We start from the raw sequence: 26073 nt of genomic DNA on the forward strand, positions 1-26073 counted from the left end.
TTTTTCCCTTCAGAACCATGAAACGAATTGTGCTTGCCACCGTCATTGCCTTTGTAGCTCTTGTTAGTTCACATTCTTCATTTGCCCAGGTCCAAGTTGGACTTCGGGGAGGAGCCAACTGGGGCTTTTCGTCAAAACCTGATTTCATAAGCAGCTTGCTGCCCGATTTATACCCAACGGTCGGCCCAACGGGGGCTATCTTTCTGGATATTCCGCTAAGTGACCGCGTGTCGTTCCGGCCCGAGTTTGCTTACGTTCAGAAAGGAGTCGCCATAAAAGAAGGTGTGGATTTGAACCTGGGGGGCTTTAATCTGCCCATCGGTGCCACCATCGCCTACCAGTCGCAACACCTGGAAATTCCGTTGCTGGCAAAAATCAATCTGACGGATGGCGCGGTTCAACCCTACCTGATTGTTGGTCCTTCGGTAAGTTACGCCGTTGATGGGCGAATTCGGACCCGCGCTTCGGCCTTATTTTCCACCCAACCCTTTGACATGGATGTTAACTACGGCGGTACACTGAGTCGCTGGGATGTTGGTGCTGTAGGCGGTTTAGGTCTGGCGATGGATGCGGGTCCCGGAAAATTCTTCTTCGAAGGCCGCTACACACAAGGATTTACTCGTCAGATACAGGTACCCGTTGTTAATGTCAATGTTCGGAATCGTGGGGTAGCGCTGTCAATCGGGTACTCATTTCCGATAGGTTATTAACCAATCCACCATTCACCATCCCACCCACTACACGAATTTGTTGAATCAACCTGAATCAGTAAAGGCGGAGCTAATCAGCTTCGCCTTTCTTATTGGATGGAAATATGATTAAAATCAGGCAATTTTCGACTCGCTAAGTAGGATTGACAGCTTTAATTGTGTTAATTTTACTGTCTATTTTTTCACTGAGCCGCCTGCGCGGCCCTGTTGTTCCGGCGACATCTCATTTATGGCAAGATTCACAGATTTTGTTCGTTCAAATTCGACCGAACCGCACCGTATCCGTACTCGACAAATTCTCAAAGCACACCCTGAAATTAAACGGTTGATTGGTCAGAAAAACCCAACTACGTTCTGGGTTATTCTGGGCTGTGTGACCATGATGGTGGGCATGGCCTGGCTAGTACGCGACCAGTCGTGGTGGATTGTGGTGGCGGCTGCCTGGTTCATTGGCGCCTTTCCGGCCCACACCTTATTCGTTTGCATTCATGAAGCGGCCCACAATTTGATTTTCCGTAAGCCGACAGCTAATGCCTGGGCGGCTATTTTCGCGAACCTGCCAACGGTATTACCAACGGCTTTATCGTTCAAGAATTTTCACATCAAACACCATGCGTTTCAGGGTGTACATGAGCTGGATGCCGACCTGCCCGACTGGTACGAAGCAAAACTCATCAACAATTACGCCATTGGTAAAGCGATCTGGCTGCTTTTCTTCCCGATTTTTCAGGCCATTCGCACCATTCGAATGCACGAACTCGCTGTGATCGATAAGTGGGTGGCGGCCAATATCATCGTGCAGGTAGCGTTCGATGCGGTGATCGTATTCTTCTTTGGCTGGAAAGCGCTGGCCTTCCTGCTGCTTTGTCTGTTCTTCTCGGTAGGCTTGCACCCACTAGGCGCCCGCTGGATTCAGGAACATTACCTGACACTCGACCCTGAGCAGGAAACCTACAGCTACTATGGCCAATTGAACGGAGTAAATCTGAATGTTGGTTTCCACAACGAGCACCACGATTTTCCCTCTATTCCCTGGAATAAACTCCCTGAAATTAAAAAGTCGGCTCCTGAGTATTACGATACCCTAAAATACCATACCTCGTATGTTCGGTTGTTCTTCCGTTTTCTGTTCGATCAGGAGATTTCGCTGTATTCGCGTATTGTTCGGAAAGAGCGCGGTCGTGTTACCGTAGCCGACCAGTCGAAGCCAGACTTAGAATTGGTTGAGTCGCAAGCCTTGAACAGACCTGCTAAAACGGCTGCCTGATTATTGCATTTGATTTTGAATGATCCAACAAAAAAGTCCTCGCTGTTATAGCGAGGACTTTTTTGTTGGATAAGGACCTGATCAACTTTCTACAACTATATGTAGAAGCTGTTTAAACTTTTCTTCGACCAGATAGACACTGCACGCATTTGCACCTGTTTTACCCCTAAAGGAGACTTTGTCGAAGTGTGAGCCAAGCCCCCTTTAGCCGATTTAGATTTGAAAACATCAGGTTAGTCTGCAGATTTGTTGGTGTTACTGGGCTTCGGCCCGCCAGGTGTTGTTTTTGGGGTTAATATCTGGTAGTTTCTCGTCGGGGTCGACAACAACGGTTTTGATGGGTGATGTAGAGTTATACTTAAGCGTCCAGGAGCCACCACGTTGCCAAACCTCGATGGGTAGGTTTACCCGGCCTTTTTTGCCATTACTTTCAGTAACTTCAATAGTGGCTGGCATGGCCATTTTGTCAAGATTCTCGATCGTGATTAGGGAGCCTTTATCAGCACTGCCATCCACGTATTTGACATCTTTAACCCCCTGATCCAACCGCCAGGTTTCGTAAAAGAAACCGCGCCAGAACCAGCCTAGGTCTTCGCCGGCTCCATCCTCTATGCTGCGGAAGAAATCATACGGTGTTGGGTGCTTGAAGGCCCAGCGCTGCACGTAATTTTTGAAGGCAAAATCGAACCGATCGGGACCCAAAATCACATCACGCAGGAGTTTGAGGCCAATACCCGGTTTGTAATACGCCAGAATGCCTAAAGCTCTGGGCTGCTGAACATCGGGGATGGTCATAATCGGCTCGGTTGGGAAGGCCAGGGCCGGAGCCAGATCGTGCATGGTGCCCCGTTCGCGGTTGTACTCTCCCTTATTGAAATTGGCCGTCGACAGGCCGTTGATAAAGGTGTTGAAGCCTTCGTCCATCCAGGGGAATTTCCGTTCGTTATTGCCCACAATCATGGGAAACCAGTTATGACCAAATTCGTGGTCGGTAACCCCCCAAAGTGCATCTTTTTTATCCCGGTGATCGCAGAAGATGATGCCCGGATATTCCATCCCGCCTACAATCCCGGCTACGTTTGTGGCAACGGGGTAGCTGAACTCGTAGAGGTATTTTGAATAAAACTCAACGCAGCCTTTTACGTATTCGGTTGAGCGATTCCAGGAATCGTTGGTGGCACTTTCGACGGGGTAAACCGATTGGGCCAGGGCGGTTTTGCCACTAGGCAGGTTGATTTTTGCAGCATCCCAGACAAACGCACGCGACGAAGCCCAGGCGACATCGCGGCTATTCTCACAGCGGAATTTCCAGGTAAGGGTTCCCGATTTCTTCGGGCGGGAGTTGGCGTTTGTTACCTCATCCTTGCCCCGGATAATCACCGTCTGGTCGCTTTTACGAGCCTGGTCCAATCGTTTCTGTTGGTCGGCTGTCAGGACTTCGTTTGGATTCAGCAGTTCACCGGAACCCACCACAATATGGTCCCAGGGCGCGGTAATATTATATTCGTAATCGCCATAGTCGAGGTAGAACTCTCCAGCTCCTAAATAGGGTAGTACATTCCAGCCCTCAATGTCGTCGTAGACACACATGCGGGGATACCACTGCGCAATCTCGTAGATGATACCATCTTTCCGTCGGAGTTGCCCCATCCGGTCTGAACCATATTCAGGGATTTTAAACGAATAAGCAATTTTAACCTTTATAACGTCGCCTTTGGGTTTTACCGACTCGGCCAGCCGAATTTGCATGCGGGTATCGGTAACGAGGTAAGGAACGGTTGAAAATTTACCCTTGCCTTGATCGACGCTTACGCTTGAAATGGTGAGTCCACCGGCAAAACCCTGGTTACCAAAGCGTCCGCCCGAAACGGGGGTCGTTTTGGTGGCTCTCGATGTATCGCTGAACGCATTCTGGTCTAGCTGAAGCCATAAATAAGCTAACGACTCAGGCGAATTGTTTTTGTAGGTGATCGTTACCTCGCCCGTAATGGAATTCTGCTGATCGTCGAGGGTCACATTGATCTGATAGTCCGAACGATTCTGCCAGTAGTTAGGGCCGGGAGCACCACTTCCGGTGCGATAATCGTTGCCCGGTTGCATGTTGAACAACGGGTGAAATAAAGCCAGTGGGTCATATTTGGAACCCGGTGTGGATGTTGACGAAGGAGACGTTTGGGCGAAGGAGGAGACACAGAATGCCCAGAAGCCTGCCCAAAGAGCGATTTTTCTCATGAAATTCAGATACGTAACTCGATTAATTGCGTGAACTTACTTTTCGATTGGCAGATGATGATTGCGAAGGTAGAACCAGCTTTCTGATTCATATTCTACTACAAATAACGGTATAAAGCCTTAAAATTAGCTAAGGTCGTATGGGGAGCTGCCAGTTGATTCCATGATGGACCAATAGAAACAGAAACAGGCCCAGCCAAAGCACATCGACAAAATGCCAGTACAAAGCGATGAGCTTGATTTTAAGGCGGTTCGGTGGATTTACGCTATACACAAAGGCGTCGACGTACGGACGACGGAGTAGAGCTTCTCCTAAAACTATACTCAGAAAAATCAGACCTACCAGAATATGAAGCAAATGCAGACCAGACAGGATGTAGATGAACCCTCCGGCCGGATTCCCTTCCAGCCGGATTCCGGCTTTGAACAAATCACGCCAGCCCCAGCCCTGGAGCAGCATAAACAGAATACCTAGCCCGAGCGTTGTGGCCAGGTTGGTACGATAACTCCCGAACCGTTCGTGCCAGAATGCCTGTTTGGCATTGTTGAGGGTTAAACTGCTCAGCAGAATAACGGCAGTGCTAATCAAAAAGACAACGGGTAATTTTACAGTAGACCAATCTGACGCGGTTTGACGAACGACGTAGGTAACCAACAACATGGTGAAAAGCATCGTACTGCTGGCGATGCCCAACCAGACCATAAAACGAGACGGCTCACGCCGTTTGGTCACGAAGTTGCTCATGATAACAGAAGTTGTTAATCAATACTCGTTGGTTTAGTAACGATTGGAAGCGCTTTATAATTTCCCTTGCCAAACGTTGTAGGCCTGAAATTGGCCGGGTAGGGCTATTGGTGCGTTAAAAATACCGTATACCGTTGAACCTGAGCCACTCATGCTGGCATAGACCGCGCCTTCTTCGTAAAGTTGTTGTTTGATGTCGGCTAAAATTGGATACCTGGGAAACAGACTGTCTTCAAAATCATTATGGATGGTATCGCGCCAGGTATCGATTGGAGCCTGTACCTGTTCGAACAACGAGTGTTCGGGTGGATGGGGTCGTACACCCGCATAGGCTTCGGCTGTCGAAATGGCCAGGTTTGGGTAAACGAGCAGGATGTAATACCCCGTCAGGTCGACCGCGATGTCGGAGAACACATCACCTTTCTCCAGACAATACAGCGGGCGATTCTGGATAAAAAAAGCACAGTCGCTTCCCAACAGTCGGGCATAATCTTCCAACTGTGTCGTGCTTAGGCCGAGATCAAACTGATCGTTCAGCAATTTTAGTGTAAACGCTGCGTCGGCCGATCCCCCGCCTAGTCCTGCTCCAATGGGCACAATCTTGTGTAAATGCATGGACACGGGAGACAGATCGAAATCGGCTCTAAGTAGCTCATAGGCCCGAACGCACAGATTGCTTTGCCCACTGCCCGGAATGGGTAGCCCGCTACTGCTAAAGCTAAATTCGGTTGCCGGAATGGTTTCCAGGACATCGCCCCAGGCTACAGGATAAAAACATGACTGGAGATTATGATAGCCGTCGGGTCGTTTTTCGGTGATCCGAAGACCAATATTGATTTTGCAGGTAGGAAACGCAATCAAGTGAACGATGAATTAAAGCTTTTACACGATGATGTAAAAATAGGTTGCTATAGTTCATCATTTACTTGATGGAGACAACTTTAAATTCGGTTCGGCGATTTCGCTGATGCTCGGCTTCCGTACAGATTACACCGTCGGTGCAGTTGTTGACCAACTGCGATTCGCCCATGCCTAATGTAGCCATTCGTCGTCGGCTAATTCCCTTGGAGACCAGATAGTTGGCAACCTGTTTGGCTCGCTCCAGCGAAAGAGCTTTATTCCGCTCTGCATCGCCCCGGCTGTCGGTATGCGACCGGATTTCAATGATTAGCGATGGATATTTGCGCATGGTGGCCACTACTTTGTCGAGTTCGCGCATGGCATCCTGACGGAGACTGAACTGATCGAGGTCGTAATAGATGTTATCGATGGTCACTACGTCGCCTACACTCAGCATTTTCAGATCAGCGGATAGTTCCTTGGGCTTTGCCTTGGGGGCTATCTTCTTGATTTTACTGGTGTTGGTACCAAACGACGGCTTTGACGCAATCAATGTATAATCGCAGCCTTCATTGATGTCGAATGCGTAATGGCCATCAGCCCCCGTTACATATTCTCTTGTCGAGTTATCGCATTCGTTACGAAGTCGAACTTTTACCCCAGCGAGCGGCTTTCGGTTATGTTCGCCCAAAACGGTTCCCTGAATGCGCGATCGGGTCAGTGCAGGGGCAGGAGCCGACTGGGCGTCGGAAATGGTATCGACCGGAACAGTTGGCTTGAGTAGCCCGATCTCCAGTCGGCTAGGCTGGTCATCGACTAATGAGCGAGTTGTGAAACCAACGGTGCTGTTGATGTAGCCATCGCGACTGGCTTTGAAGGTAAACGCGTTGCTTCCGGGAAGGCAGATACGAACAAGACCGTTCTGGTCGCTAACCAGTGTTTGATCGGGCTGCCCTTCAGTGCTGGATTTAACTACTACGCTGACGCTATCTAAAGGCTGGTCGGTAAACGTATCGTATAGGCGAATGGTGAGGTCGCGGCATCCATACAGAGAGCTTTCGCGCACAAACCGATAAATGTCGTCGCTGCCATCACGTCGGTTTGTACTGAAATACCCCGCTTTGCGATTCGCGTCGGTAATGAGACCAAAATCGTCCTGCGGAGAGTTGATTGGCGCATCCAGATGCTCAATCGACTGAACCGTTATGCCATTCGCTAAAGTAGCGTAATAAATATCCAGTCCGCCCAGTCCTTTTCGGCCATCAGACGCAAAGTATAGGTTGCCCGCATCGTCGGCAAACGGAAATAATTCGTTGCCTTTCGAATTGATGGTGCTGCCTAGATTGACCGGACGACTCCATTTGCCATTCTGGAAGCGGGTTACATACAGATCGGTACCTCCGAAACCACCAGGCATGTCGGAAGAAAAATAGAGCAATTCGTCACTTTTATTTAGCGTCGGATGCCCCACCGAATATTCATCGCTGTTGAACGGCAACTCCACAATGTCGGTCCAGGCACCATTTTCCTGAATAGCCGTATACAGTTTAAGCTTATTGACGCCCTCCGAACTCTTACTGGCCCGGCCATTATTGTAATTGTTACGGGTAAAAATGATCTGTGTGCCATCGTGCGAGAACGTGGCTGGCCCTTCATGGTATTTTGTGTTCAGGGTCTGGCTAAAGCGTTTCGAAACGTTCTGCGAACTGGCATTGGCAGCATACCCCAATCCTTCTGAAATATTAATGCCCTGCCCAAAATTGGGTATGGTTGGCGAATCATTGGGCGTTTGACGGCTATAGCTTTCGGTAGAGCGGTCGTTTCGGGGCGATGGATTGGCCGGGCGGCTGGTAGTACCGTCAGCATTGAGAATACTGTTTACCTTGAGGTTATTACGGTTCGGTAAATAAAAGAGATCCAGGTATCCCGCTCCGCCACCGCTGCCTGTGGTTTCGATAGCCGAGCCGCCTTTTTTTCCCGCTACATATACAAGGCCATCCTGATAATAAGCCGGGCTAAACTCTTCTCCTGATGTGTTGAAGTCCAGAAACTCCAGTCGATACTTAACGGGTTCTTTACGGGCGCTTGCCGAAGTGCTGCCTGCTGTAGAGGCCGTTATCGCTGTGCGTGGCGGTTGTTTGTCTTTAAGCTGCTCGTAGCGCTCAAACATTTTCTGCCCTTCCTGAAATTTGCCGTTACCAACCAGTGTCTGGGCGAAAAGCAAAAGTAGCTGAGGGTTGGGCTCAGGATTAGCGGCCAGGGCATCCCGGTAATAGCGTTCCGCCTTGGGCCCGTCGCCAACCTGACGGTAGGCAAAAGCCAGTTGACTTTGCACGGTTATTTTTTGTGTGGGCGTAAGCTGATCGGCCTGCTCGCTTAATAGTTGCGAGTAGGCTTCTATGGCCCGTCCATAGGCCTTATAGCTGAGCAGACGGTCGGCCTGCTGCAGCAACGAATCCACCTGTGCCCAAGCTTGTAAACTGCTTAGCCACAGAAATCCGCCTATGATCCATACGATCCACTTATTACGCATCGGTATTCCCCCAACGGCCAACTGCACTATCTCCCTTCGACAAACGAAATTGGCCAAAAATCATTGCTACAAAAGTTATCTTACTAAGGTCAGGAATCGAACAAATTCACGTCCGTCGCTGAGCCGAATCTGGTAATAGTAGGTACCATCTGGTAACCCCTGCCGACTATCCGCTGTTTTGATTCCCTGGTTGGATGTGCCGTCCCAGTCATTCTTATAATTCATATTCTGATAAACCAGATGGCCCCAGCGATTGTAAATCTCTACCTGTACGGTGATGCCGGTAGGAACATTCTGAATCACAAACCGATCGTTTACACCGTCGCCGTTGGGCGAAAAACCCTCCGGAATGAACACATTCGAATATTCTTCGCCCTGCAACGAATGCAGGGTGATTACGGTTGGCTCATCGTTATCGGCAGGGTTGCCATTTCGGTCTGGGTCGGTGTCAAGGCCATTCGTCGACTGATCGCGGCAGATATTGCCCGTTGCATCAACTGCCTGGACCATGGCCTTGTTCGTGAACGTTAAGGTAGTAGCCTGACTCACATCCAGCCTGACCGTCAACCAGGAATGGGCCTGTTCGCCCGCCACTACTTGTCCTCCTGACAGTAGAGTCGTATCGGCCCCTTGTCCGGTATATTTCTTATTGGCAATCAGGCTGCTATCGACACGGACACTAACTGAGCGTATCTGGGCACCTGCACCCGAAAACGCTGCATCCAGATCGTCGGCTAGCTGTATGTCTTTTAAGGCTTGCTTCCCCAGGTTCGCAATCGTGAACTGATAGGTTAATTCGACCAGGCGCTTTTGTCCCTCAGTTACCCAGATCGGTTCAGCTACTTTTTTACTAAGCCCCACAATTTCGCGTGAAGGTGCGGTTACCAGCTTCTGAGCCGATGCGCCCACACAAGGGCCATCGCCATCCGGGTCGGCTACCGATACTGTAAACAAAGTAGCTCCCCGTTGACGATCGACTTCGGAGAATAGATACCGGGCAATGATGTCGGAACTGGTAAATAAGCCTCCACCATCACTTTGCCAGGAAGGTTTGGTGGCCGAACCACCTAGCTGTGCCGTTAAACGAACCACGCCTTTGTTCTGGTCGAGTGAATCGAGTCGGATGGCTACGAAAGCCGGGTTGCTCAGACAAGGCGGAATCGCATTCTGGCAGGACTGGATGGCCACCTGGACAGCTACCGGATTGGTATAACAGCCATCGACTGTTCGGCCAACTATGTAGTACGTACCTGCCAGAACAGCTCCCGGCGATTGCACCACTGGAGCAAGCAACGAAGCTTCGGACCGAAACTCATACCGCTGTATCGAAGCGTCATTGTTCCGAATTGCTTTCGAAAGGTCAACCGTCTGAAAGGGGCAGTTGTTTGTTAGATTGGTTTGCAGATTGAGGGGGCTGTTGGCCGAACGAACGTTTATAGAAACCGCCTGCGAACTATCGCTCTGGCAGGAACCAATCTGACAGATGGCCCGATAGTCGATTGAAGAATAAGGCGTTACGGTCCGGGTTATTCCCTCGGCTCCATCGGTCCAGCGAACGATGCCGAGGCAGCCCGAAGCCGTCAGACGGATAGGCTGGCCAACGCAGACGTCACGTTTATCGGCAGAGACAATGGGCGACTGGGGTACGGCTACCTCTACCGCACGAGGAATGGATGGGTTGCTCGTACAATTGTTTTGTTCGCAGGTGGCTCTGAAAACGGCTGTTGTCTGTAAGGTTGTTGTCCAGGTTTTACCTGTCGTTTGTTCCGTTCCGTTCTGGTCAATCCAGTGAACGGTTCCGGCACAATTGGCTGCCGTTACTGTGACGGTTTGCCCTGGGCAAACAAGCTTTGATGAGGCTGTTACGGTAGGCGCTTCGGGTGTGTTGACGGTAATTTTCCAGACATCGGCAAAGCAACTGATGCACCCTGGTTTTGATCGGCAAATAGCGGTATATTTCGTTGTCTGCTGCGGTTTTACGGTAATGGTGGAACCTGTATCCCCGTTCGACCAGACGACGGTGCCTGCGCATCCGGTGGCTGTCAGAGAAACAAGTTCGTTGCGGCAAATCGCTTTGGCCGAGCCTGTGATGATGGGAGGCTCAGGGTGCTGACAGGTATCGGCCGGGGTGTAGGTGTTAGACGTGGCCTTAACGCCTGACCATGAAATCAGCCAGACGAATAGCCACCCATACCTTTCGATAAAAATATACAGTAGTCGTTTCCTCATCAATATACGTTGCTTGACAGAATATAGGACGAATTTCATGCCAAGCCCCTTTTTTCGGCCAATGCGCCCGGTTGATTGAGGCATTTGTCAGATTCCCTCGCCCATTTTGTGAGTGAATGGTCAGTTCGGAAGGCTGTAGGAAATAGCCGCGTTAGGCCTCATAAACCATGCCAACATAAAGGGCTTTTAGTTTACAAAACCCGACCGTTACGATTAGCTTCGGTTAACAGTTTAATTATATGTATACCTAAAACCGTTAAAAGGATTTATTTGCTTCTTAGGAAGTGGTAACACTGATAGAAAAGATTTGATGTATACTGCCTGGTAACTCGGATTGATCGTGGGTAACGAACAGAATCGTTTTATGGGTGAAGCTGTCGATCAACTGCCTTGCCAACTGAACGTGGTTGTCGTCGATGGCCTGAAAGGGTTCGTCCAGAAGTAAGACAGGGGCATTTTTTATAAATGCCCGAATCAATAAGATCAATCGCTGCTCACCGGCCGATAGGGTGCCAAATGTCCGATTTAGCAGCGGGGTGAGTCCGAAATAATCAAATAATGTCGATAAATCCGATTCCGAAGCAGGTGATAGCTGACTGGGTGGAGTAAGCGTGTCGGTCAGGCCAGTGAGCGCTACCTGGCGGGCGGTCAGCCTTTGGGGAAAGTAAAGATGTAGTTCGGGAGAAATAAAGCCAATACGACGTTTTACATCCCAGATACTTTCTCCAGACTTCCCGCGTCGATGCCCAAAAACCCGTACATCATTCGAATACGCCTGTGGGTGGTCGCCATAAAGTAAGCTGAGTAATACGGATTTACCCGCGCCATTCCGACCAAACAAGGCCCATCGTTCGTCTGTCCGAACGGCCCAGTTAAGAGCATTCAGGATGATGGTATCGCCATAACGGACGGTTACATCACTAAGCCGAAACGCTTCATCGAAGTCTGATTTTGGAGGAGGGGTCTGCAATGCAGGAGGGACCACCGACGGAGGGTCCGGCGGGCTATAGGTATAGGCTTCTTTGGGACCAGACCACACCATTCGCCCTTTCTCCAGTACAGCCACATGTGTCACGAAGGCGGGAATGTCAGTCGGCTCTTTGACCAGAACCAGGGTTAGCCCGTGGTGAATAAGCTCACCAAGCCAATCGGTAAGTTCAGCGCGGAAAATGGCGTCGAGACCGACAAACGGGCTATCAAGCAACAGCACGGACGGTTGTTTTAGCAGGGCTTTACCAATACGAGCTTTACGGGTTTGCCCGTTGGATAACTTAATGAACGAGCGATCGAGTAATGGAGATAAACCCAACCGTTCGACCAGGGCTGCTGATTCATTCGAGTCGGTCAGTTGCAAAAAGTCGCGTAAGGTTGGGGTAGATGTATAGCTGCCATCGGTGCCTTCATCACTCATGGTAGCCTGATAGCGTTGCTGGTAAAAATAACTGCTGTACGAAAAGCGGCTGGATTCTTCTTTGAATGACACGAATTCTGTACGAGCCTTACGCACGAGTGCGCCTGGTGGGGCGTGAAATTGCCCGGCAAGCGTTTGTAGAAAGCTGGTCTTACCACTGCCCGTTGGTCCGACAATCGCCCAGCATTCGCCCGAACGGAGGGTAAAGGCTAGATCGGTTAAAACAGGTTGTCCGCTTCGACGGATAGTAAGGGCGTTCAGCGTAATTAATTCAGTAGGAAGGGGCATAAAAAAAGTAGGCAACTTTGCAAAGTTACCTACTTCATTGTATTTCGATCATCGATTACCGAACGGAGTCGATAATTGATGCTACTGAAACAGACTTTGTGGTCTAGTTGGTCATTGATCGGGGGCGCGTAGTTGATGGTGTTGTCGTCGTACCACTGCGTGTACGGCTTGTGCCATTAACCGTTGTGCCATTATTTAACCGATCGGTCGTACCCATCGTGCTTTGTGGGTCAGTCGTGGTTGTGGTGCCTGTATTTGTAGCCCCGCTTCCTGTGCTATACGTAGTGCCGTTCCCAGTTGTTGTAGGGGTGTTGATACCCGTTTGGGGTTGCGTCTGGTAGGTACCCGTTGTAGGCTGCGGATTCACCGTAGTCGGAGTCGTAGGCTGGGTTGGGTACGTACTCATATTCGTGTTGGTTGCCGGATTGGTCGAATTGGTAGTTCCGGTTGGAGGCTGCGATTGGTACGTGCCCGAATTGGTCCGGGTTCCGGTGGTTGGTGTTGTTCCGGTCGTACCCGCGTTCGAGTTCGTCGTCGTATTTGTCGATTGTGCGCTTGCACTTAGGGCGATACCAGCTACCAGCATACATCCCATTATCATTCCTTTTTTCATCGTTGAGTTCTATTATTGCTTGATATTCTATGGTATAACTATACTAATGGCGGGTTGTTTTAAATTTTAATTAAAAATGTACGTTTCTTCATGAAAAAAGGCAGGAAGATTCGCTCTCCCTGCCTCTGAATGGAAAAAAAAGTATTACAGATTTCCTTTCTTCATTTCCTTCACGGCAAAGTCAGCAGCACGGGCGGTCAGCGCCATATAGGTTAACGAAGGATTCACGCAGGAGGCCGAGGTCATACAGGCCCCATCGGTATTGAATACGTTTTTGACCGCGTGAATCTGGTTATGCGCATTCAGAACCGACGTTTTAGGATCGCGGCCCATACGGGCGGTGCCCATTTCATGGATACCGATGCCTGGATTTTTAGTCGTGTCGTTGTAAGGCGTCACGTTTTTGAAACCAGCCGCTTCCAGCATTTCGGCTGCGTCGTTCATCATATCGATCCGCATTTTCTTTTCGTTTTCGCCATACGCTGCATCGAAAACGATCAGGGGTAATCCCCACTTATCTTTCTGATCGGGCGAAAGGGTCATGCGGTTGTTAGGGTCGGCAATCATTTCGCCAAAGCCACCCAGGCTCATGGTCCAGGGACCTGGTTTGGTCAGGCTTTCCTTAAAGTCGGCCCCGAAACCTTCCATCCCGTTTCCACGGCCCCAGCCACCACGACCGGCACCGCCCTGATACCCAAAGCCACGGACGTAATCGCGCTTATCGCCATTCCAGTTGCGGTACCGAGGAATATACACCCCATTGGCCCGACGCCCGAAATAATATTGGTCTTCCATGCCGTCGAAGCTACCAGCCGCACCAGCTGCCAGGTGGTGGTCCATAATGTTGCGGCCAAGCTGATCGGAATCATTACCCATCCCATTTGGGAACCGATGCGACTTGGAGTTCATCAGAATTGATGTACTGGCAAAGGCCGACGCATTGAGGAAGATGATCCGGGCATAATATTCGCGAACCTCTTTGGTGTTCTGATCAATGACCCGAACGCCCGTTGCTTTTCCTTTTTTCTCGTCATACAATACCTCCGACACAATTGAATCGGGGCGAAGCGTCAATCGGCCGGTTTTCATGGCGGCCGGTAAGGTAGCAGCCTGGGTGCTGAAGTAAGCCCCGTACGGGCATCCGCGCATACACTGATTACGGAACTGACAGGCAGCACGGCCCAGATCCGTATGCCATTTCTGGGGCTGGGTCAGGTGGGCGGTACGACCAATGGTAACGAGTCGTTTGGGGAACGCTTTTTCGATTCGTTTTTTGGCTTCCCGTTCGAGGCAATTGAGCTGCATAGGGGGCAGGAAGTTGCCATCTGGCAGTACGTCAATACCATCTTTATTGCCCGAAACGCCGATAAAGGTTTCGACCTGAGTGTACCAGGGAGCCAGGTCTTCGTACCGGATGGGCCAGTCGACACCAATACCTTCTTTGCCATTGGCCATAAAGTCCTCTTTGTTCCAGCGGTAACTCTGGCGACCCCACATCAGCGAACGACCACCGACGTGGTAACCCCGAATCCAGTCAACTTTCCGTTTTTCGAGGTAGGGATTTTCTTTATCATTTTCGAAAAAGTGCCGCCATTCTTCATTGGCTGTGTAGCCAGTCCGCATATTCGCCCAATATTCCTCAGCGGCCAGGGTGGTGATGCGGCCCCGGTGAGGGAAATCCCAGGGGTTGTTCATCGCCGTTGGATAGCCTTCAATGTGTTTTACATCGCGGCCCCGTTCCAGCATAAGTACTTTTAATCCCAACCGAGTTAACTCTTTAGAGGCCCAGCCCCCCGAAATGCCTGATCCTACAACGATTGCGTCGTAGGTCATATCTTTTTTTGCGTCTATATTGAGGTTCATGTCTTTGTTAAGGAGTGAGGAGTGAGGAGCGAAGAGTGAGAATGCCAGCGCAAACGGATTGCGGATGGATTCTCACTCCTCACTTTTCGCTCCTACATACTAGAATTAGATCGCCCACGCCTTTTGGCCCGGTTTGAGTGTGATACAGCCATCGTAACGGCCCGGAACAGGTACATACTCAAGTGCTTGTGTGCAGCCGATTTCAGAAGTAAAATAGCCCGTAAGCGTCAAATCTTTCAGAATCGAATAGAAAGGCGTGTACCGTTTTTTGGCAGTAGGCATCTGGAGGTCAGCCTGAGAGTTTTCGACCTTGGCAACCGATTTGGCTGGGGCCATTTGTGCGCGCTGAGCCTTATCGTCAGCTTCGAGTTTTTTTACGATTTCGATTCGCTGGGCCGGATCGAGCTGTACAAACGCTTTCCCGTAGGCTTCCTGGCTCCACTTATTGGTTTGAGCCAACCCTTCGACAAAGCGTTGCTGATCGTCGGGTTTATAGCAGTCCTTCAGAATAACGTCGATAACTTCGTTGACCTTAGCCGCTTTGGCACCCGGGGTCTTGGTTGTCGGGATAATGGTATCGGCCAGTTCAGCAACGGTAGCGTCCTGATCGGCCGTAAAGAAGACAGGTTTGCCGGTGAGGGCGCGTCGAGTGGCTGAGGCTTCAAGCGTATCGGCGAGTGCTGGCAACGACATGGTTGCACCGGCCAGCACAGCCACTCGCATGAGGGCATCTCTTCTGTTCATAGGTTATAGCAATTAGACTTTCAGGTAGAACGTATTAAGGAATTACAAATGTATAACAATCAAGGAATCGTTTGTGCTATTCAGAGATACTCTTTATTCGGAGCATTCATCGTATGAGCAAAAATAAATTCGTGTTAGGCTCCCATGGCCAATTCCTGAACGGCTAGCCAGCTCATAAGCCCCGCCCCGGTTTCCAAGGCCGCTTCGTCGATATCGAAGGTAGGTGTATGTACTCCGGAAATGATGCCACGGGCTTCGTTGCGGGTGCCAAGCCGATAAAAGCACGAATCGACCACCTGCGAGTAAAATGCAAAATCCTCGCCAGCCATCCACAAATCCAGATCAACAATATTGTCGGCACCCATATAGGTCACGGCTTCGGCTCGTACACGACGGGTCAGTTCAGGATGGTTTTTCAGGTAAGGATAGCCATGAACGATCTCAAATTCGCAGGAGCCCCCCATGGCTTCGGCAATACCCTGGGCCAGTTTCACCATGCGTCGTTTGCCTTCGGCCCGCCATTCTTCATTCATACAGCGGAACGTACCCTGAATGGTTACTTCGTTGGGAATCACATTTGTAACCCCATCGGCAATGAATCGGCCAAAGGATAATACGGAGGGGCTGGCCGGTGGCCGATTGCGGCTGATGACCTGTTGCAAAGCCACAATAATATGCGATGCAATCAATACGGGGTCGATCAGGTTGTCGGGCATGGCGGCATGGCCTCCTTTGCCCCGAACGGTCAGGTACAATTCGTCGGTGCTGGCCATGTACATACCTTCGCGGAAACCGATTTTGCCCACCGGAATGTTAGGTGCCACGTGTTGCCCAATCATACTAATGGGCGCTGGGTTTTCGAGTACGCCTTCTTTAATCATGAGTGAAGCGCCACCGGGGGCTTTCTCTTCACCGGGTTGAAAAACCAGTTTGACTGTTCCTGCGAACTGGTCGCGCAGCACATGCAGGATACGCGCTACACCCAATAGGCTGGCGGTATGCACATCATGACCACAAGCATGCATTACACCATCGACGGTCGATTTGTAAGGAACATCATTGGCTTCGTGGATAGGCAAAGCATCCATATCGGCTCGTAAGCCAACAACCCTTGCTGTGCCCGACGACCCTTTGGTGCCTTCGATCAGGGCAACGAGCCCCGTATCGGCAATGCCTTCCTGCGGAGTTATCCCGATGGCTTTCAACTGGTCGGCTACAAAACGGGCGGTATTGCGCTCCTGAAACGAGAGTTCGGGATGAGCATGTAAATATCGGCGGTTCTGAGTGATGTCAGCCGCGTATTGACGGGCGAGCGATTTAATTGAATCAAGCATAGGTAACGCGGCCGAAGAGCCGTTCATGAAACAATTGCGGCTTTACTGCCGCGTTACTGAGTTGTAATAAACTGGTAATCATTGATAACGGTAAGCAGAAACTCCCGGTTTCCTAAATCACTACGAATTCCGGTCACTTCTTTGATCTTATCGGCAGTGCGCTGGAAAAGGGGTTCATCACCCTGCTGGACTACATTACGGATAATGCGGATATCATGATCGGAAAGCAGCCGAACGTCGGGATACTGAACAAAGTAATTATCTGTAAACGGTTTAATAACGACATCGTCCAGTGTAACAGCCGGTTTCAGCCGAACAACGGTGGTTCCGGCAGCGATGTCGCCAAGGCGTTGTCCTTTGCCGTTGGCGGCTATGGTAATAACGGGGACAATGCCCCCTAAAAAGGCCCCCGACTCAATAATTCGGAACAACCACCGAATCAGATAGGCGCCAATGCCGGGCGGTGATCCGTCGAGCATAACTACCCGGATGCGCATGGCCAGCTTGCCGATGCTTCGCCCATTGAGCAGCGACTCGCAGAGCAGGTCGTAAAAAATGGCGGGTAGGGCAATAAAAAGACTGTAAAAGCTATTGATCTGATAGCCGAGCGAAGTGGGCAGAAACAGGGTAAGAATAAGCCAGCCAAAAATCACCAGATAATCCATAAGCGCGGCCAGAATGCGCTCACCAATGCTGGCCGGTTCGTATTCCAGAAGAACGTTTTGGGAGGTGCGAATCGCAACAGCCATGCAGGGAAAATGAATAAGTCGTCAGTCAAAAGTCGTAAGTTACGACGGTTTCGGCAAAAGTTTTTTATAGAAAACGAATGCCCAACTTGGTCGCCATTGGGAACTTCACTAATTTAACCCTTCACAGCCGACCGACGACTCTAGACCGACGACTTCCTATGCGTGAAGCCCTTTTCGTTAAACGCAACTCCGATAAGTGGCGCGACATTGAGCAGAATCCGACCCGCGATCCGGATGAGTTGACAGACCGCTTTGTGGAACTGACGGATGATCTGTCGTACGCCCGAACCTTCTACCCGAACGCGAATGTAACGCGCTATCTCAATGGTCTGGCCGGACAGATGCACCGGGGTTTAATGCAGAATCGGCGGGATGATCGGGGACGCTTCCGGCTGTTCTGGCAATATGAGCTTCCTCTTTTGTTTCGGCAGTCGCACCGAATGCTGGCGCTGGCGGCTGCAATCTTTCTGGTTGCCTGTGTGTTGGGCTGGGTTTCGGCGGCTCACGACAATACGTTTGTGCGGCTCATTCTGGGGGATGGCTATGTAAACATGACCCTCGAAAACATCAAAAAAGGAGACCCGCTGGGGGTTTATAACAGCAGCGACCAGGCCACCATGTTTGTACAGATTACCATGAACAACATTTTTGTGGCATTCCGTACATTCATCTTTGGGTTGTTTGCCTCGGTTGGCACCATCGCTATGTTGTTTTATAACGGGGTCATGCTGGGGTCATTTCAGTATTTCTTCTACGAACGGGGCCTTCTAATCGACTCGCTTCTGAAAATCTGGATTCACGGTACACTCGAAATTTCGGCTATCGTTATTGCGGGGTGTGCGGGTCTGACGGTAGGCAACAGCCTGTTGTTTCCGGGTACCTATACGCGGCTGGAATCGTTTAAGCGAGGTGTCAAGCAGGGACTTAAAATCGCGATCGGACTGGTTCCTATTTTTATCACGGCTGGCTTTCTCGAAAGTTTTATTACCCGTATGACCCTGCCTCCGGTAGTTAGTGGTGGCATCATTCTTATTTCGGCTACTTTCATTGGCTGGTACTTTGTGTATTACCCGATTCACCTAAACCGTAAACTGCAACCATGATTCAGCTTTTTCAACAACGTGATTTTGGCAATAAAATCAACGCGACCTTTCAATACATCACCCAGAACTTTCGCAGTCTGGGGTTGGCCTTGCTGTATATTGTCGGGCCAGTTGCTTTGGTGGCGGGTATTGCATCGGGGGTGATGCAGTCGAATATATTTGATCTTGGCAAAATGACAGAAGATGCTGGTAGGGATTCTAGTGCTCCTTTTGCGGCTGGTTATGCCTTGGCACTAAGTATTTTCTCTCCGGCGTTCTGGATTACGATGCTGTTTAGCCTGCTCGCTATTCTGGCGGTTAGTCTGGCTACCTACGCCCATATGAAAGTATACGCCCGTAAAACGCAACTCAATGTACCCACGAGCTTTACCGGGGCAATTGATATCAGCGTTACAGACGTATGGGAAGAAATGCAGCCCCTGATTGGCCGGGGTGTTCTGATCAGTGTCCTGAGTGCGATTATTACGTTTGTCGCGGCTATGTTTTTTGCCATTCCAGGTATATATGTAGGTATTGTTCTGTCATTAGGGCTGGTCGTTACTACTTTTGAGGAGACTGATTTTAGCCAGACCTGGAACCGATGCTTTACCTTGATTCGGGATAAGTGGTGGTCGACGTTCGGATTGATCGTTGTGATGGGCATTATTTCAGCCATTGTTGGAATGGTGTTTTCCGTTCCCGCAGGGATTATTGGGGTTCTGACAGGGTTGAAGTTGCTGCCTAATGTGGCTAGTTTCTGGCTTATATTAGGGAACGTTATAGCTACTGTGGGCGGCACTCTACTTCGCACCTTGATTTATGTAGCCATTGGTTTTCAGTATACTAATCTGGTAGAACGTCAGGAAGGCCGTGGATTACTGTCGGCTATTGATTCGATTGGCACCAGCCCAACCCAGCCTCGCGCATCGGATGAAGGAACGTATTGATTGTTGGTTATCAGGTTTCAGTTCTCGCTTTTCGGCCGCTCGGTCCATTCGGCGGGTATGTCGTTTATTGACTTTTGGGAGTTTCATTTTTTTTGGGCTGATCGGTAATCCAGGGAGTGCATTGGGACAGCAAAAACCCGTATCGGGATCGGCCCATGTGGCTGCCCGCGACGACCGTTCGCCCATACGTGTACGATACCCGGAAACCGATCACCTGCGCGATCTGCAAACCGATCATGACTATCAGTACGGCAACGATGCGCCCCCCCCCGAAAACCCGATTGCCCGTTTCTTTAGCTGGCTGTTCCGAAAGCTGGCCCAGTTTCTATCCAGCAAGGCGTATCAGAATATCTGGCAGTATGTGATTCTGGCGATTATTGCCTGTTTTGTGATTTATCTGCTCATGAAAGCTGAAGTGCTGGGTTTTCTGTTCCCGAAAAAGGCTCAGTCGAGCGCGCTGGATTATGAAAATCTGGCGGAAAATATCCATGAGCTTGACTTCAAAACAGCTATTGAAGAAGCCGTGGCTTCCCGAAATTTCCGGCTGGCGGTTCGGTTGCTTTACCTCCAAACCCTAAAACATTTGACCGATGCAGGGCGTGTGCACTATAAGCCCGATAAAACCAATCGGCAGTATGTTGCCGAGCTGGTTAATTCACCATTACAACCGGAGTTTGAAATCCTGACGCAGCAATTTGAATTTGTCTGGTATGGCGACTTCCCGGTCGACGAGCAGCGGTTTCAGGCTATACAAAATCAGTTTCGACAGTTCAATCAGGCACCATTGGCTAAAGCCATCCAGTCTATACCCTAACCACACGTTGCGAAAACCGAATAAATACCTGCTGATTTTGCTGATTACGGTGGTGGCGTATATGCTCTTTGAGTATTATCGTCCAAAACCGATTGATTGGTCGCCAACGTACCAGAATGACGACAAAATACCATTCGGTACGCAAGCCTTGTTTGAACTGCTGCCCGATGCACTGCCACAGTCGTCTTTGCAAACGGTACGCTTGCCCATTTATAATTTTCTGGGCGAAACTAAATTTTCTGGGCAGAGCAACTACGTATTTATCTGTCAGGAGTTTCGGGCCGACAGTATCGAGCAACTGCGATTACTTGATTATGTAAAGAAGGGTAATACCGTCTTTGTATCGGCTTATACGATTCCTGAATCGCTGGGCGAGACACTGGGTTTTAAGGCCGATCTGAAAGAGCAGAATGAAGCCGATACAACGCTCCGACAGAACCTCGTTAATCCGCAACTACGAAAAGCAGGTGGGTATAATTTTTTTCACGATGATGGGCGCAATTTTCTGGATATCAGAAAGCCGAAAAACATAACCGTATTAGGGCGAAATGCCCGTAAAGAGCCTGTCTTTGTGCGGGTGACGTATGGGAAAGGCCAGTTTTTTATTCATAATCTGCCTCTTGCCTTCACCAATTATTATGTACTTGACCCAAAGACCTCCGATTATGCGTTTAAGGCACTTTCGTATTTGCCTGCGCAACAAACCTATTGGGACGAGTACGAGAAACAGGGCCGTTTTAGCGAGGATCAGCAGTCAATTTTTCGGTACATTCGCTTACAACCAGCCTTGAATTGGGCGTATTACCTTGTGCTGATTGGCTTATTGTTCTATGCCATTTTGGCAGGCAAACGCACACAACGAATCATCCCGGTAGTCGAAAGTCCAAAAAATACGTCGCTCGATTTTGTGAAGACCGTTGGGCGTATGTATTTTCAGCAGGGGGACCATGATAATCTTGCCCGCAAGAAAATTCAGTACTTTCTGGCGGATATTCGCGAGCGATATGGGCTCAATACAACGGTTTTAGATAAGGATTTTACCGAAACGCTTGCCCGGAAAAGTGGCGTACCACTGGTCGAAACGTCGGAGTTGGTAATGCTTTTGCGGAATGCACAAAAGAGCATTTCACTCTCAGAGTTCGATTTACTGACGCTGAATCAGGCAATAGAAAAATTTAAACAATCAGAACCGGGATTTAGCTGATTCAACTGACCGACTTTGATTTTGTAATAAAGCTTTCTTTGTAAGCCAATCAGGGTCGGTCAGTTGAATCACATAAATCCCGGTTCAGACATCCTATGGACACATTCGATTCCCGCTTAGACCTGACTCCGCTTAAAACAGCCGTTGATGCCATTCGGGCTGAGGTTAGTAAAGTGATTGTTGGGCAACACCAGACAGTCGACCTCCTGCTTACAGCACTGCTGGCCGATGGACACGTATTGATTGAAGGCGTACCCGGCGTGGCCAAAACGTTGACGGCCAAACTTCTGGCTAAGACCATGTCGGTAGGGTTTAGCCGGATTCAGTTTACGCCCGACCTGATGCCATCCGATGTACTTGGTACATCGGTGTTTGTTCCCAAAACGGGCGATTTTACCTTCCGGCAGGGGCCCATTTTCTCAAATCTGGTTCTGATTGACGAAATAAACCGGGCACCTGCTAAAACCCAGGCGGCCTTGTTTGAGGTGATGGAGGAGCGACAGGTTACCAATGATGGTACCACATATTTGCTCGAGGAGCCATTTATGGTGCTGGCTACGCAAAACCCCATAGAGCAGGAGGGAACTTATCGGCTTCCTGAAGCTCAGCTCGACCGTTTTCTGTTTAAAGTTGTCGTGGGCTATCCGGTCGTTAGTGAAGAGGTTGATATTCTGCGTGGGCACCACGAACGCCGGAATCTGGCCAGTGCTATCGATGCCGTCAATGCGGTACTGACTGCCGATCAGTTGGCTACGTTGCGCAGCCAGGTCCATCAGGTGCATGTTGAAGACAAACTGTTCGATTACATCGCGCAGATCGTGCAGGCTACCCGTGCCAACAAATCGTTGTATTTAGGCGCATCCCCCCGAGCTTCAGTAGCCTTATTGAATAGTGCAAAGGCGCTGGCTACCTTGCGTGGACGCGATTTTATTACGCCCGAAGATGTTCAGGAGCTGGCTGCCCCCGTATTACGCCATCGTATATTGCTCACACCCGAACGCGAAATGGAAGGTGGTACAGCCGATGAAGTAGTCGCTCAGTTAGTACAGAAAGTTGAGGTGCCCCGATAGGAATTGAAACAGGAAGCGTGAAAAATGGAAAATGGCAGGCAAACAGGTTGGCAACGTTACGGGCTGTATCGGTTATATAGGGCTTGCCTTCTGGTTAGTATTTATGCATCGATCGTCTTTTTTCGCACCCGTCTTCTTTGGGCCCAGACACCCACACGCGAGCTGCTAGTGGGTACCTGGATCGGTGTGCATACCGAGCAGGATATTGATTTTTTCTGTCCATTACCAAACTACATTCGACTGGAAGCCGACAGCACCTATTATCTGGGCATGATCGATGGGTCGGCGCAGGAGCAGGTGTCGAGTTGGGCTGTCCAGGGTCGTGTTGTGCGATTCGATACGGTTCATTTTGCTTCACAACTAGTCACAATACAGAACGATTTGTTGCGGATTGGGAAGAATTATCCAATGGTGCTTCGTCGGTTTACAGACATACCTGTCGATTCGCTCCGCGCTTATCAGCAACTAAATGGGCACGTCTGGCAATCGGATAGTCTGATTATGGCGTTTTATGCCAATGGAAAAGTAAGCCTCGAAAATCGCACAACAAAACAGCGGACGGCGCATTTCTGGCGATTAGCCCGGTTTGGCAAATCGGTGTTTGTGATTATTCGAGGCAATCAGTACACTCCGTTCAGAGGGTATAAGCCACTTTGGCAACTCAGCTCCGTGCGACCTAACCAGCTCGAAGCAATTGGCTGGAACGGATATGCCCTAACCAACGAACGGTTTCAACTCGTCAGGCATCTGGCACCTGGCGATTCCTGCCGACCGAGTGGTTTTCAGGCTTGTGGCAATTGTTTTCGGCCTACCTGGTTTGAACGCTCACTTACGCACGGTCAGAAACGATACGACGTACTTAAGTTTGTGACTAAACAGTATCAGCCTGTGCAACGGCCCGGTGAAACAGGTTTGATCCAGATTCAATTTGTGGTCAACTGCGAAGGCGAAAAAGGACCAATTACGTTAACCAGTTTCGGAGAAGACTACTGTCCTAAAACATTCGCTCCTCAGATAACTAGTCAACTAACGGCAATTTGTCGGAATTATGTGTCAACCGATGCGTCGTTGCGAGAGCCCGAACACCCTGACGGCTGGCCATCGGATCTCTGGGTATCGCTTACGTTTCGGATGAAAGATGGGCATATAACTGAATTGTTGCCATGAACGGACGGTGGCTTGTTTATCTGCTGATTCCACTGTCGGGTTGGGCGCAGGATGGCGAACGATTTCTTCAGTCATTCTCTTCAACACTGGCCGCTAATCGGACTGTGCCGCCCCAGTTCTTTTTCCGGGAACGACGGGAGCGAATTCGGTTGGATACCTTGTCGGCTAGTGCACAGAATTATCGGTTCCGGGCGTTCAATTATGTTTGGCGGGGCGACTATGAGCAGGCAATGGTCTGGCTCGAGAAAACAACTGCGCTTTACCCAAAAGAACACGGCATTGTTGGTGAGCTTTATCTGGCGCAGCTTCGGGATTACCCTCGTGCGTTGGCCCATTTTGACGCGTACGATGCTTTGACTCCCAATTTCGATGATATAATAGGCTACAATCCCGTTAGTTACCTGCGTGGACTGGCCTACCGAAGTCAGGGAGAGCATCAGAAAGCCATCGAGCAGTTTTCGAGGGCCATTGACCCTTTAGCCGAAAAGCACGGTGCCGAATGGGTTAATTACAAACATTTTGTGAGCCGGGCAGTGAGCTATATCGCTACCAGCCAACCGGATAAGGCGTTGGCTGATCTGGAAAAAGCGGGTAAAAATTTTAATCGTAGTGCGCTCGTCTATTACCACCGTGGTCGGGCACTGTTGCAACTAAATCGGATGGCCGAATCCCGAACCGCCTTTCAGGATGCGTCTTTTTTCTTTAAGGCTCTCCGTGCCGAACGAACCGGCGACTATCAGGAAGATGACTTTAACCCTGTTTATGAGTCTGAGATTGATGAGTCTATCCAGAGCCTTAAAATCAAGGATCGTTAAGGCTTATAAAGCACTTCGATTTATGCTCAATTGGGAAAATGAATAACTCTTTTACCCCAAGAATATGGCGTATATCAGCCATAGTGAAGGTCTTCTTTGTATTGAATTGCGCGTTTCTTCAGGCTCAGCCGCTCACGAGGGAACAGCTTATTGGAACCTGGATAGGTATACGAATTGATTTTGATGAACAGGTTAGCCGTGCCTATCCAGTTAGTATGAAATTAGGGGCCGACAGCACCTTCCTCCTTCGTTTGATCGATGTGAATCCGCCATCCAGGGTCTCAACCTGGTCCATAACTAATGGGAAAGTTCGACTCGATACGAATGTATATGCGTTAAAGCAATGGTCATTTCAAAAGCAGAATCTGTATTTGGTCGGCGCTTATCCGACTATTTTTCGTCGATTGACAGATATCGCTATCGATTCGGCTAGCGTCAGAGAAACCATAATTGGTTATGAGTGGAAGACTGATAGCTTGCTTTATCATTTTCATCAGGATGGCTCTTCGTGTATAGAAAATACAAAAACAGGTGGCCGGTCCATACAATGTTGGCGACTGGCTCAGATTAGTCAATCGCCCTTTCTGGTCATCAAAGGCAACACCGAAAGTTGTGACGGGAATTTTCAGTATCCGTTGCAAGTGGTCCGGCTGCTAGCCGACACACTGGAATGCCTGGGCGATAAGTCCGGTGCAGATCGTCTGATTTTTAGACGGGGAACAAAACTCGCTAATGATTACAGCTGCCAATCGACAGGATTTCAGACGTGTAATCGGTTTGTGTCGCCGTTATTTAAGCTATACCCCTACTTCTCATACAGGCGCGGAAGGCTTTATGATATTCGCCAGGTTGTGGATCGGAACTATAAGTCCATCTATCAACCCGGCCAATCAGGGCTTATTCGCTTTCGATTTGTTGTCAATTGCAAAGGTGAAGCTGGACAGTTTAATGTACTCGAAGTGGATGAAAATTATCAGAAACGATCGTTTGATACCCGCATTACCGATCAACTGCTTATGATCTGCCAGAATAAGTTAACAGACTGGGAGCCTGGAAAACAGAATGAAGATCAAATGCCAACAGATACCTATTGTCTGCTTACGTTTCGGATAAAAGATGGTATCATAACTTAATACTGTGAGCAGTTTATAGTTAAGTCTAAGCCGCCCTGCGCTGCCAAAATTGGCAATTCAGGCTATCCAGCCGATTTATATCAACTAAGCCATCAGAACTGAGTTGGCTATATATCAGTTTCCACACCCGACGGTTGGTTTCCCGTCGAACCAAAGCGTTCATCGACTTCAGTAATGAAGCATCAGCCGCCAGCAACAAACGAGCAACATTTACCGTGCTAAGCGTCGCGTTCAAGTGGTAGTCTAACTTCTCATCACTGCGTGCCTGACACTGGCTCAAACC

The 26073-nt window shown here is 49.6% G+C and carries 22 protein-coding genes; 10 read left to right on the forward strand and 12 right to left on the reverse strand.

The window, feature by feature from the left end:
* Positions 1–17 precede the first annotated feature (17 nt).
* Positions 18–710 (forward strand): porin family protein, encoded by a 693-nt coding sequence (locus B153_RS0115840; protein WP_020597711.1) that lies wholly within the window; start codon positions 18–20, stop codon positions 708–710.
* Positions 711–939: 229 nt separating this feature from the next.
* A complete protein-coding gene (locus tag B153_RS0115845) occupies positions 940–1977 on the forward strand; it encodes a fatty acid desaturase (protein ID WP_026262198.1) in 1038 nt (345 codons plus the stop codon).
* 255 nt (positions 1978–2232) lie between these two features.
* Here B153_RS0115845 and B153_RS0115850 read toward each other — a convergent pair whose 3' ends face one another.
* The 11 genes from B153_RS0115850 to B153_RS0115900 form a co-directional block, all read right to left on the reverse strand.
* Positions 2233–4209 carry a M1 family metallopeptidase gene (locus B153_RS0115850; RefSeq protein WP_040761478.1) on the reverse strand — a complete coding sequence of 659 codons (1977 nt, stop codon included), beginning with the start codon at positions 4207–4209 and terminating at the stop codon, positions 2233–2235.
* Positions 4210–4339: 130 nt separating this feature from the next.
* On the reverse strand, positions 4340–4954 hold the full coding sequence (locus B153_RS0115855) for a cytochrome c oxidase subunit 3 (protein ID WP_020597715.1): 615 nt from the start codon (positions 4952–4954) through the stop codon (positions 4340–4342).
* Positions 4955–5008: 54 nt separating this feature from the next.
* Positions 5009–5815, reverse strand: coding sequence for a 4-(cytidine 5'-diphospho)-2-C-methyl-D-erythritol kinase (ispE, locus tag B153_RS0115860; protein ID WP_020597716.1), 807 nt, complete (start codon positions 5813–5815; stop codon positions 5009–5011).
* Between the two features lie 61 nt (positions 5816–5876).
* Positions 5877–8327: an OmpA family protein gene (locus B153_RS0115865; protein WP_020597717.1), complete on the reverse strand. Its 2451-nt coding sequence runs from the start codon at positions 8325–8327 to the stop codon at positions 5877–5879.
* Positions 8328–8402: 75 nt separating this feature from the next.
* On the reverse strand, positions 8403–10556 hold the full coding sequence (locus B153_RS0115870) for a T9SS type B sorting domain-containing protein (protein WP_026262200.1): 2154 nt from the start codon (positions 10554–10556) through the stop codon (positions 8403–8405).
* 277 nt (positions 10557–10833) lie between these two features.
* The gene (locus B153_RS0115875; RefSeq protein WP_020597719.1) at positions 10834–12255 is read right to left on the reverse strand and encodes an ATP-binding cassette domain-containing protein; all 1422 of its coding nucleotides are present in this window, start codon (positions 12253–12255) and stop codon (positions 10834–10836) included.
* Positions 12256–12358: 103 nt separating this feature from the next.
* A complete protein-coding gene (locus tag B153_RS0115880) occupies positions 12359–12868 on the reverse strand; it encodes a hypothetical protein (protein WP_026262201.1) in 510 nt (169 codons plus the stop codon).
* Between the two features lie 144 nt (positions 12869–13012).
* Entirely contained in the window at positions 13013–14731 is a 1719-nt protein-coding gene (locus B153_RS0115885) for a GMC oxidoreductase (protein WP_020597721.1), read from the reverse strand.
* A 105-nt stretch (positions 14732–14836) separates the two neighbouring features.
* On the reverse strand, positions 14837–15475 hold the full coding sequence (locus B153_RS0115890) for a gluconate 2-dehydrogenase subunit 3 family protein (protein ID WP_245564898.1): 639 nt from the start codon (positions 15473–15475) through the stop codon (positions 14837–14839).
* Positions 15476–15609: 134 nt separating this feature from the next.
* A complete protein-coding gene (locus tag B153_RS0115895; RefSeq protein WP_026262202.1) occupies positions 15610–16809 on the reverse strand; it encodes a M20 metallopeptidase family protein in 1200 nt (399 codons plus the stop codon).
* A gap of 53 nt (positions 16810–16862) precedes the next feature.
* Entirely contained in the window at positions 16863–17558 is a 696-nt protein-coding gene (locus tag B153_RS0115900; RefSeq protein WP_020597724.1) for an RDD family protein, read from the reverse strand.
* A gap of 158 nt (positions 17559–17716) precedes the next feature.
* Between B153_RS0115900 and B153_RS0115905 the strand changes: the two genes are divergently transcribed.
* From B153_RS0115905 to B153_RS36690, 8 genes are all read left to right on the forward strand, one after another.
* The gene (locus B153_RS0115905; RefSeq protein ID WP_020597725.1) at positions 17717–18661 is read left to right on the forward strand and encodes a stage II sporulation protein M; all 945 of its coding nucleotides are present in this window, start codon (positions 17717–17719) and stop codon (positions 18659–18661) included.
* Positions 18658–19587, forward strand: a complete 930-nt coding sequence (locus B153_RS0115910; protein ID WP_020597726.1) for a hypothetical protein — start codon at positions 18658–18660, stop codon at positions 19585–19587. Before B153_RS0115905 ends, B153_RS0115910 begins: the two co-directional genes overlap by 4 nt.
* Complete coding sequence (locus tag B153_RS35295; protein ID WP_020597727.1) at positions 19571–20401, forward strand: DUF4129 domain-containing protein; 831 nt, start codon at positions 19571–19573, stop codon at positions 20399–20401. The genes B153_RS0115910 and B153_RS35295 overlap by 17 nt, the downstream gene beginning before the upstream one ends.
* Before the next feature lie 7 nt (positions 20402–20408).
* The gene (locus B153_RS0115920; protein WP_020597728.1) at positions 20409–21605 is read left to right on the forward strand and encodes a DUF4350 domain-containing protein; all 1197 of its coding nucleotides are present in this window, start codon (positions 20409–20411) and stop codon (positions 21603–21605) included.
* A gap of 95 nt (positions 21606–21700) precedes the next feature.
* Positions 21701–22675, forward strand: coding sequence for an AAA family ATPase (locus B153_RS0115925; RefSeq protein WP_020597729.1), 975 nt, complete (start codon positions 21701–21703; stop codon positions 22673–22675).
* 24 nt (positions 22676–22699) lie between these two features.
* On the forward strand, positions 22700–23842 hold the full coding sequence (locus B153_RS0115930; protein ID WP_020597730.1) for a hypothetical protein: 1143 nt from the start codon (positions 22700–22702) through the stop codon (positions 23840–23842).
* A complete protein-coding gene (locus B153_RS0115935; RefSeq protein WP_020597731.1) occupies positions 23839–24657 on the forward strand; it encodes a tetratricopeptide repeat protein in 819 nt (272 codons plus the stop codon). Before B153_RS0115930 ends, B153_RS0115935 begins: the two co-directional genes overlap by 4 nt.
* 38 nt (positions 24658–24695) lie before the next feature.
* The gene (locus B153_RS36690; protein WP_211221686.1) at positions 24696–25790 is read left to right on the forward strand and encodes a hypothetical protein; all 1095 of its coding nucleotides are present in this window, start codon (positions 24696–24698) and stop codon (positions 25788–25790) included.
* 25 nt (positions 25791–25815) lie between these two features.
* Here B153_RS36690 and B153_RS38260 read toward each other — a convergent pair.
* The coding region (locus B153_RS38260; RefSeq protein ID WP_026262203.1) for a hypothetical protein at positions 25816–26073 on the reverse strand (258 nt) is incomplete at its 5' end.

The sequence above is a fragment of the Spirosoma panaciterrae DSM 21099 genome (genome assembly GCF_000374025.1).
Taxonomy (GTDB): domain Bacteria; phylum Bacteroidota; class Bacteroidia; order Cytophagales; family Spirosomataceae; genus Spirosoma; species Spirosoma panaciterrae.

Bases quoted from the DNA above. Each gene is read 5' to 3' on its own strand.
- B153_RS36690 (WP_211221686.1), top strand. From the start codon at position 24,696: ATGAATAACTCTTTTACCCCAAGAATATGGCGTATATCAGCCATAGTG.
- B153_RS0115885 (WP_020597721.1), bottom strand. From the start codon at position 14,731: ATGAACCTCAATATAGACGCAAAAAAAGATATGACCTACGACGCAATC.
- B153_RS0115905 (WP_020597725.1), top strand. From the start codon at position 17,717: ATGCGTGAAGCCCTTTTCGTTAAACGCAACTCCGATAAGTGGCGCGAC.
- B153_RS0115930 (WP_020597730.1), top strand. From the start codon at position 22,700: ATGGAAAATGGCAGGCAAACAGGTTGGCAACGTTACGGGCTGTATCGG.
- B153_RS0115870 (WP_026262200.1), bottom strand. From the start codon at position 10,556: ATGAGGAAACGACTACTGTATATTTTTATCGAAAGGTATGGGTGGCTA.
- B153_RS0115910 (WP_020597726.1), top strand. From the start codon at position 18,658: ATGATTCAGCTTTTTCAACAACGTGATTTTGGCAATAAAATCAACGCG.
- B153_RS0115865 (WP_020597717.1), bottom strand. From the start codon at position 8,327: ATGCGTAATAAGTGGATCGTATGGATCATAGGCGGATTTCTGTGGCTA.
- B153_RS0115900 (WP_020597724.1), bottom strand. From the start codon at position 17,558: ATGGCTGTTGCGATTCGCACCTCCCAAAACGTTCTTCTGGAATACGAA.
- B153_RS0115845 (WP_026262198.1), top strand. From the start codon at position 940: ATGGCAAGATTCACAGATTTTGTTCGTTCAAATTCGACCGAACCGCAC.
- B153_RS0115880 (WP_026262201.1), bottom strand. From the start codon at position 12,868: ATGAAAAAAGGAATGATAATGGGATGTATGCTGGTAGCTGGTATCGCC.
- B153_RS0115890 (WP_245564898.1), bottom strand. From the start codon at position 15,475: ATGAACAGAAGAGATGCCCTCATGCGAGTGGCTGTGCTGGCCGGTGCA.
- B153_RS35295 (WP_020597727.1), top strand. From the start codon at position 19,571: ATGAAGGAACGTATTGATTGTTGGTTATCAGGTTTCAGTTCTCGCTTT.
- B153_RS0115875 (WP_020597719.1), bottom strand. From the start codon at position 12,255: ATGCCCCTTCCTACTGAATTAATTACGCTGAACGCCCTTACTATCCGT.
- B153_RS0115855 (WP_020597715.1), bottom strand. From the start codon at position 4,954: ATGAGCAACTTCGTGACCAAACGGCGTGAGCCGTCTCGTTTTATGGTC.
- B153_RS0115925 (WP_020597729.1), top strand. From the start codon at position 21,701: ATGGACACATTCGATTCCCGCTTAGACCTGACTCCGCTTAAAACAGCC.
- B153_RS0115895 (WP_026262202.1), bottom strand. From the start codon at position 16,809: ATGCTTGATTCAATTAAATCGCTCGCCCGTCAATACGCGGCTGACATC.
- B153_RS0115935 (WP_020597731.1), top strand. From the start codon at position 23,839: ATGAACGGACGGTGGCTTGTTTATCTGCTGATTCCACTGTCGGGTTGG.
- B153_RS0115840 (WP_020597711.1), top strand. From the start codon at position 18: ATGAAACGAATTGTGCTTGCCACCGTCATTGCCTTTGTAGCTCTTGTT.
- B153_RS0115850 (WP_040761478.1), bottom strand. From the start codon at position 4,209: ATGAGAAAAATCGCTCTTTGGGCAGGCTTCTGGGCATTCTGTGTCTCC.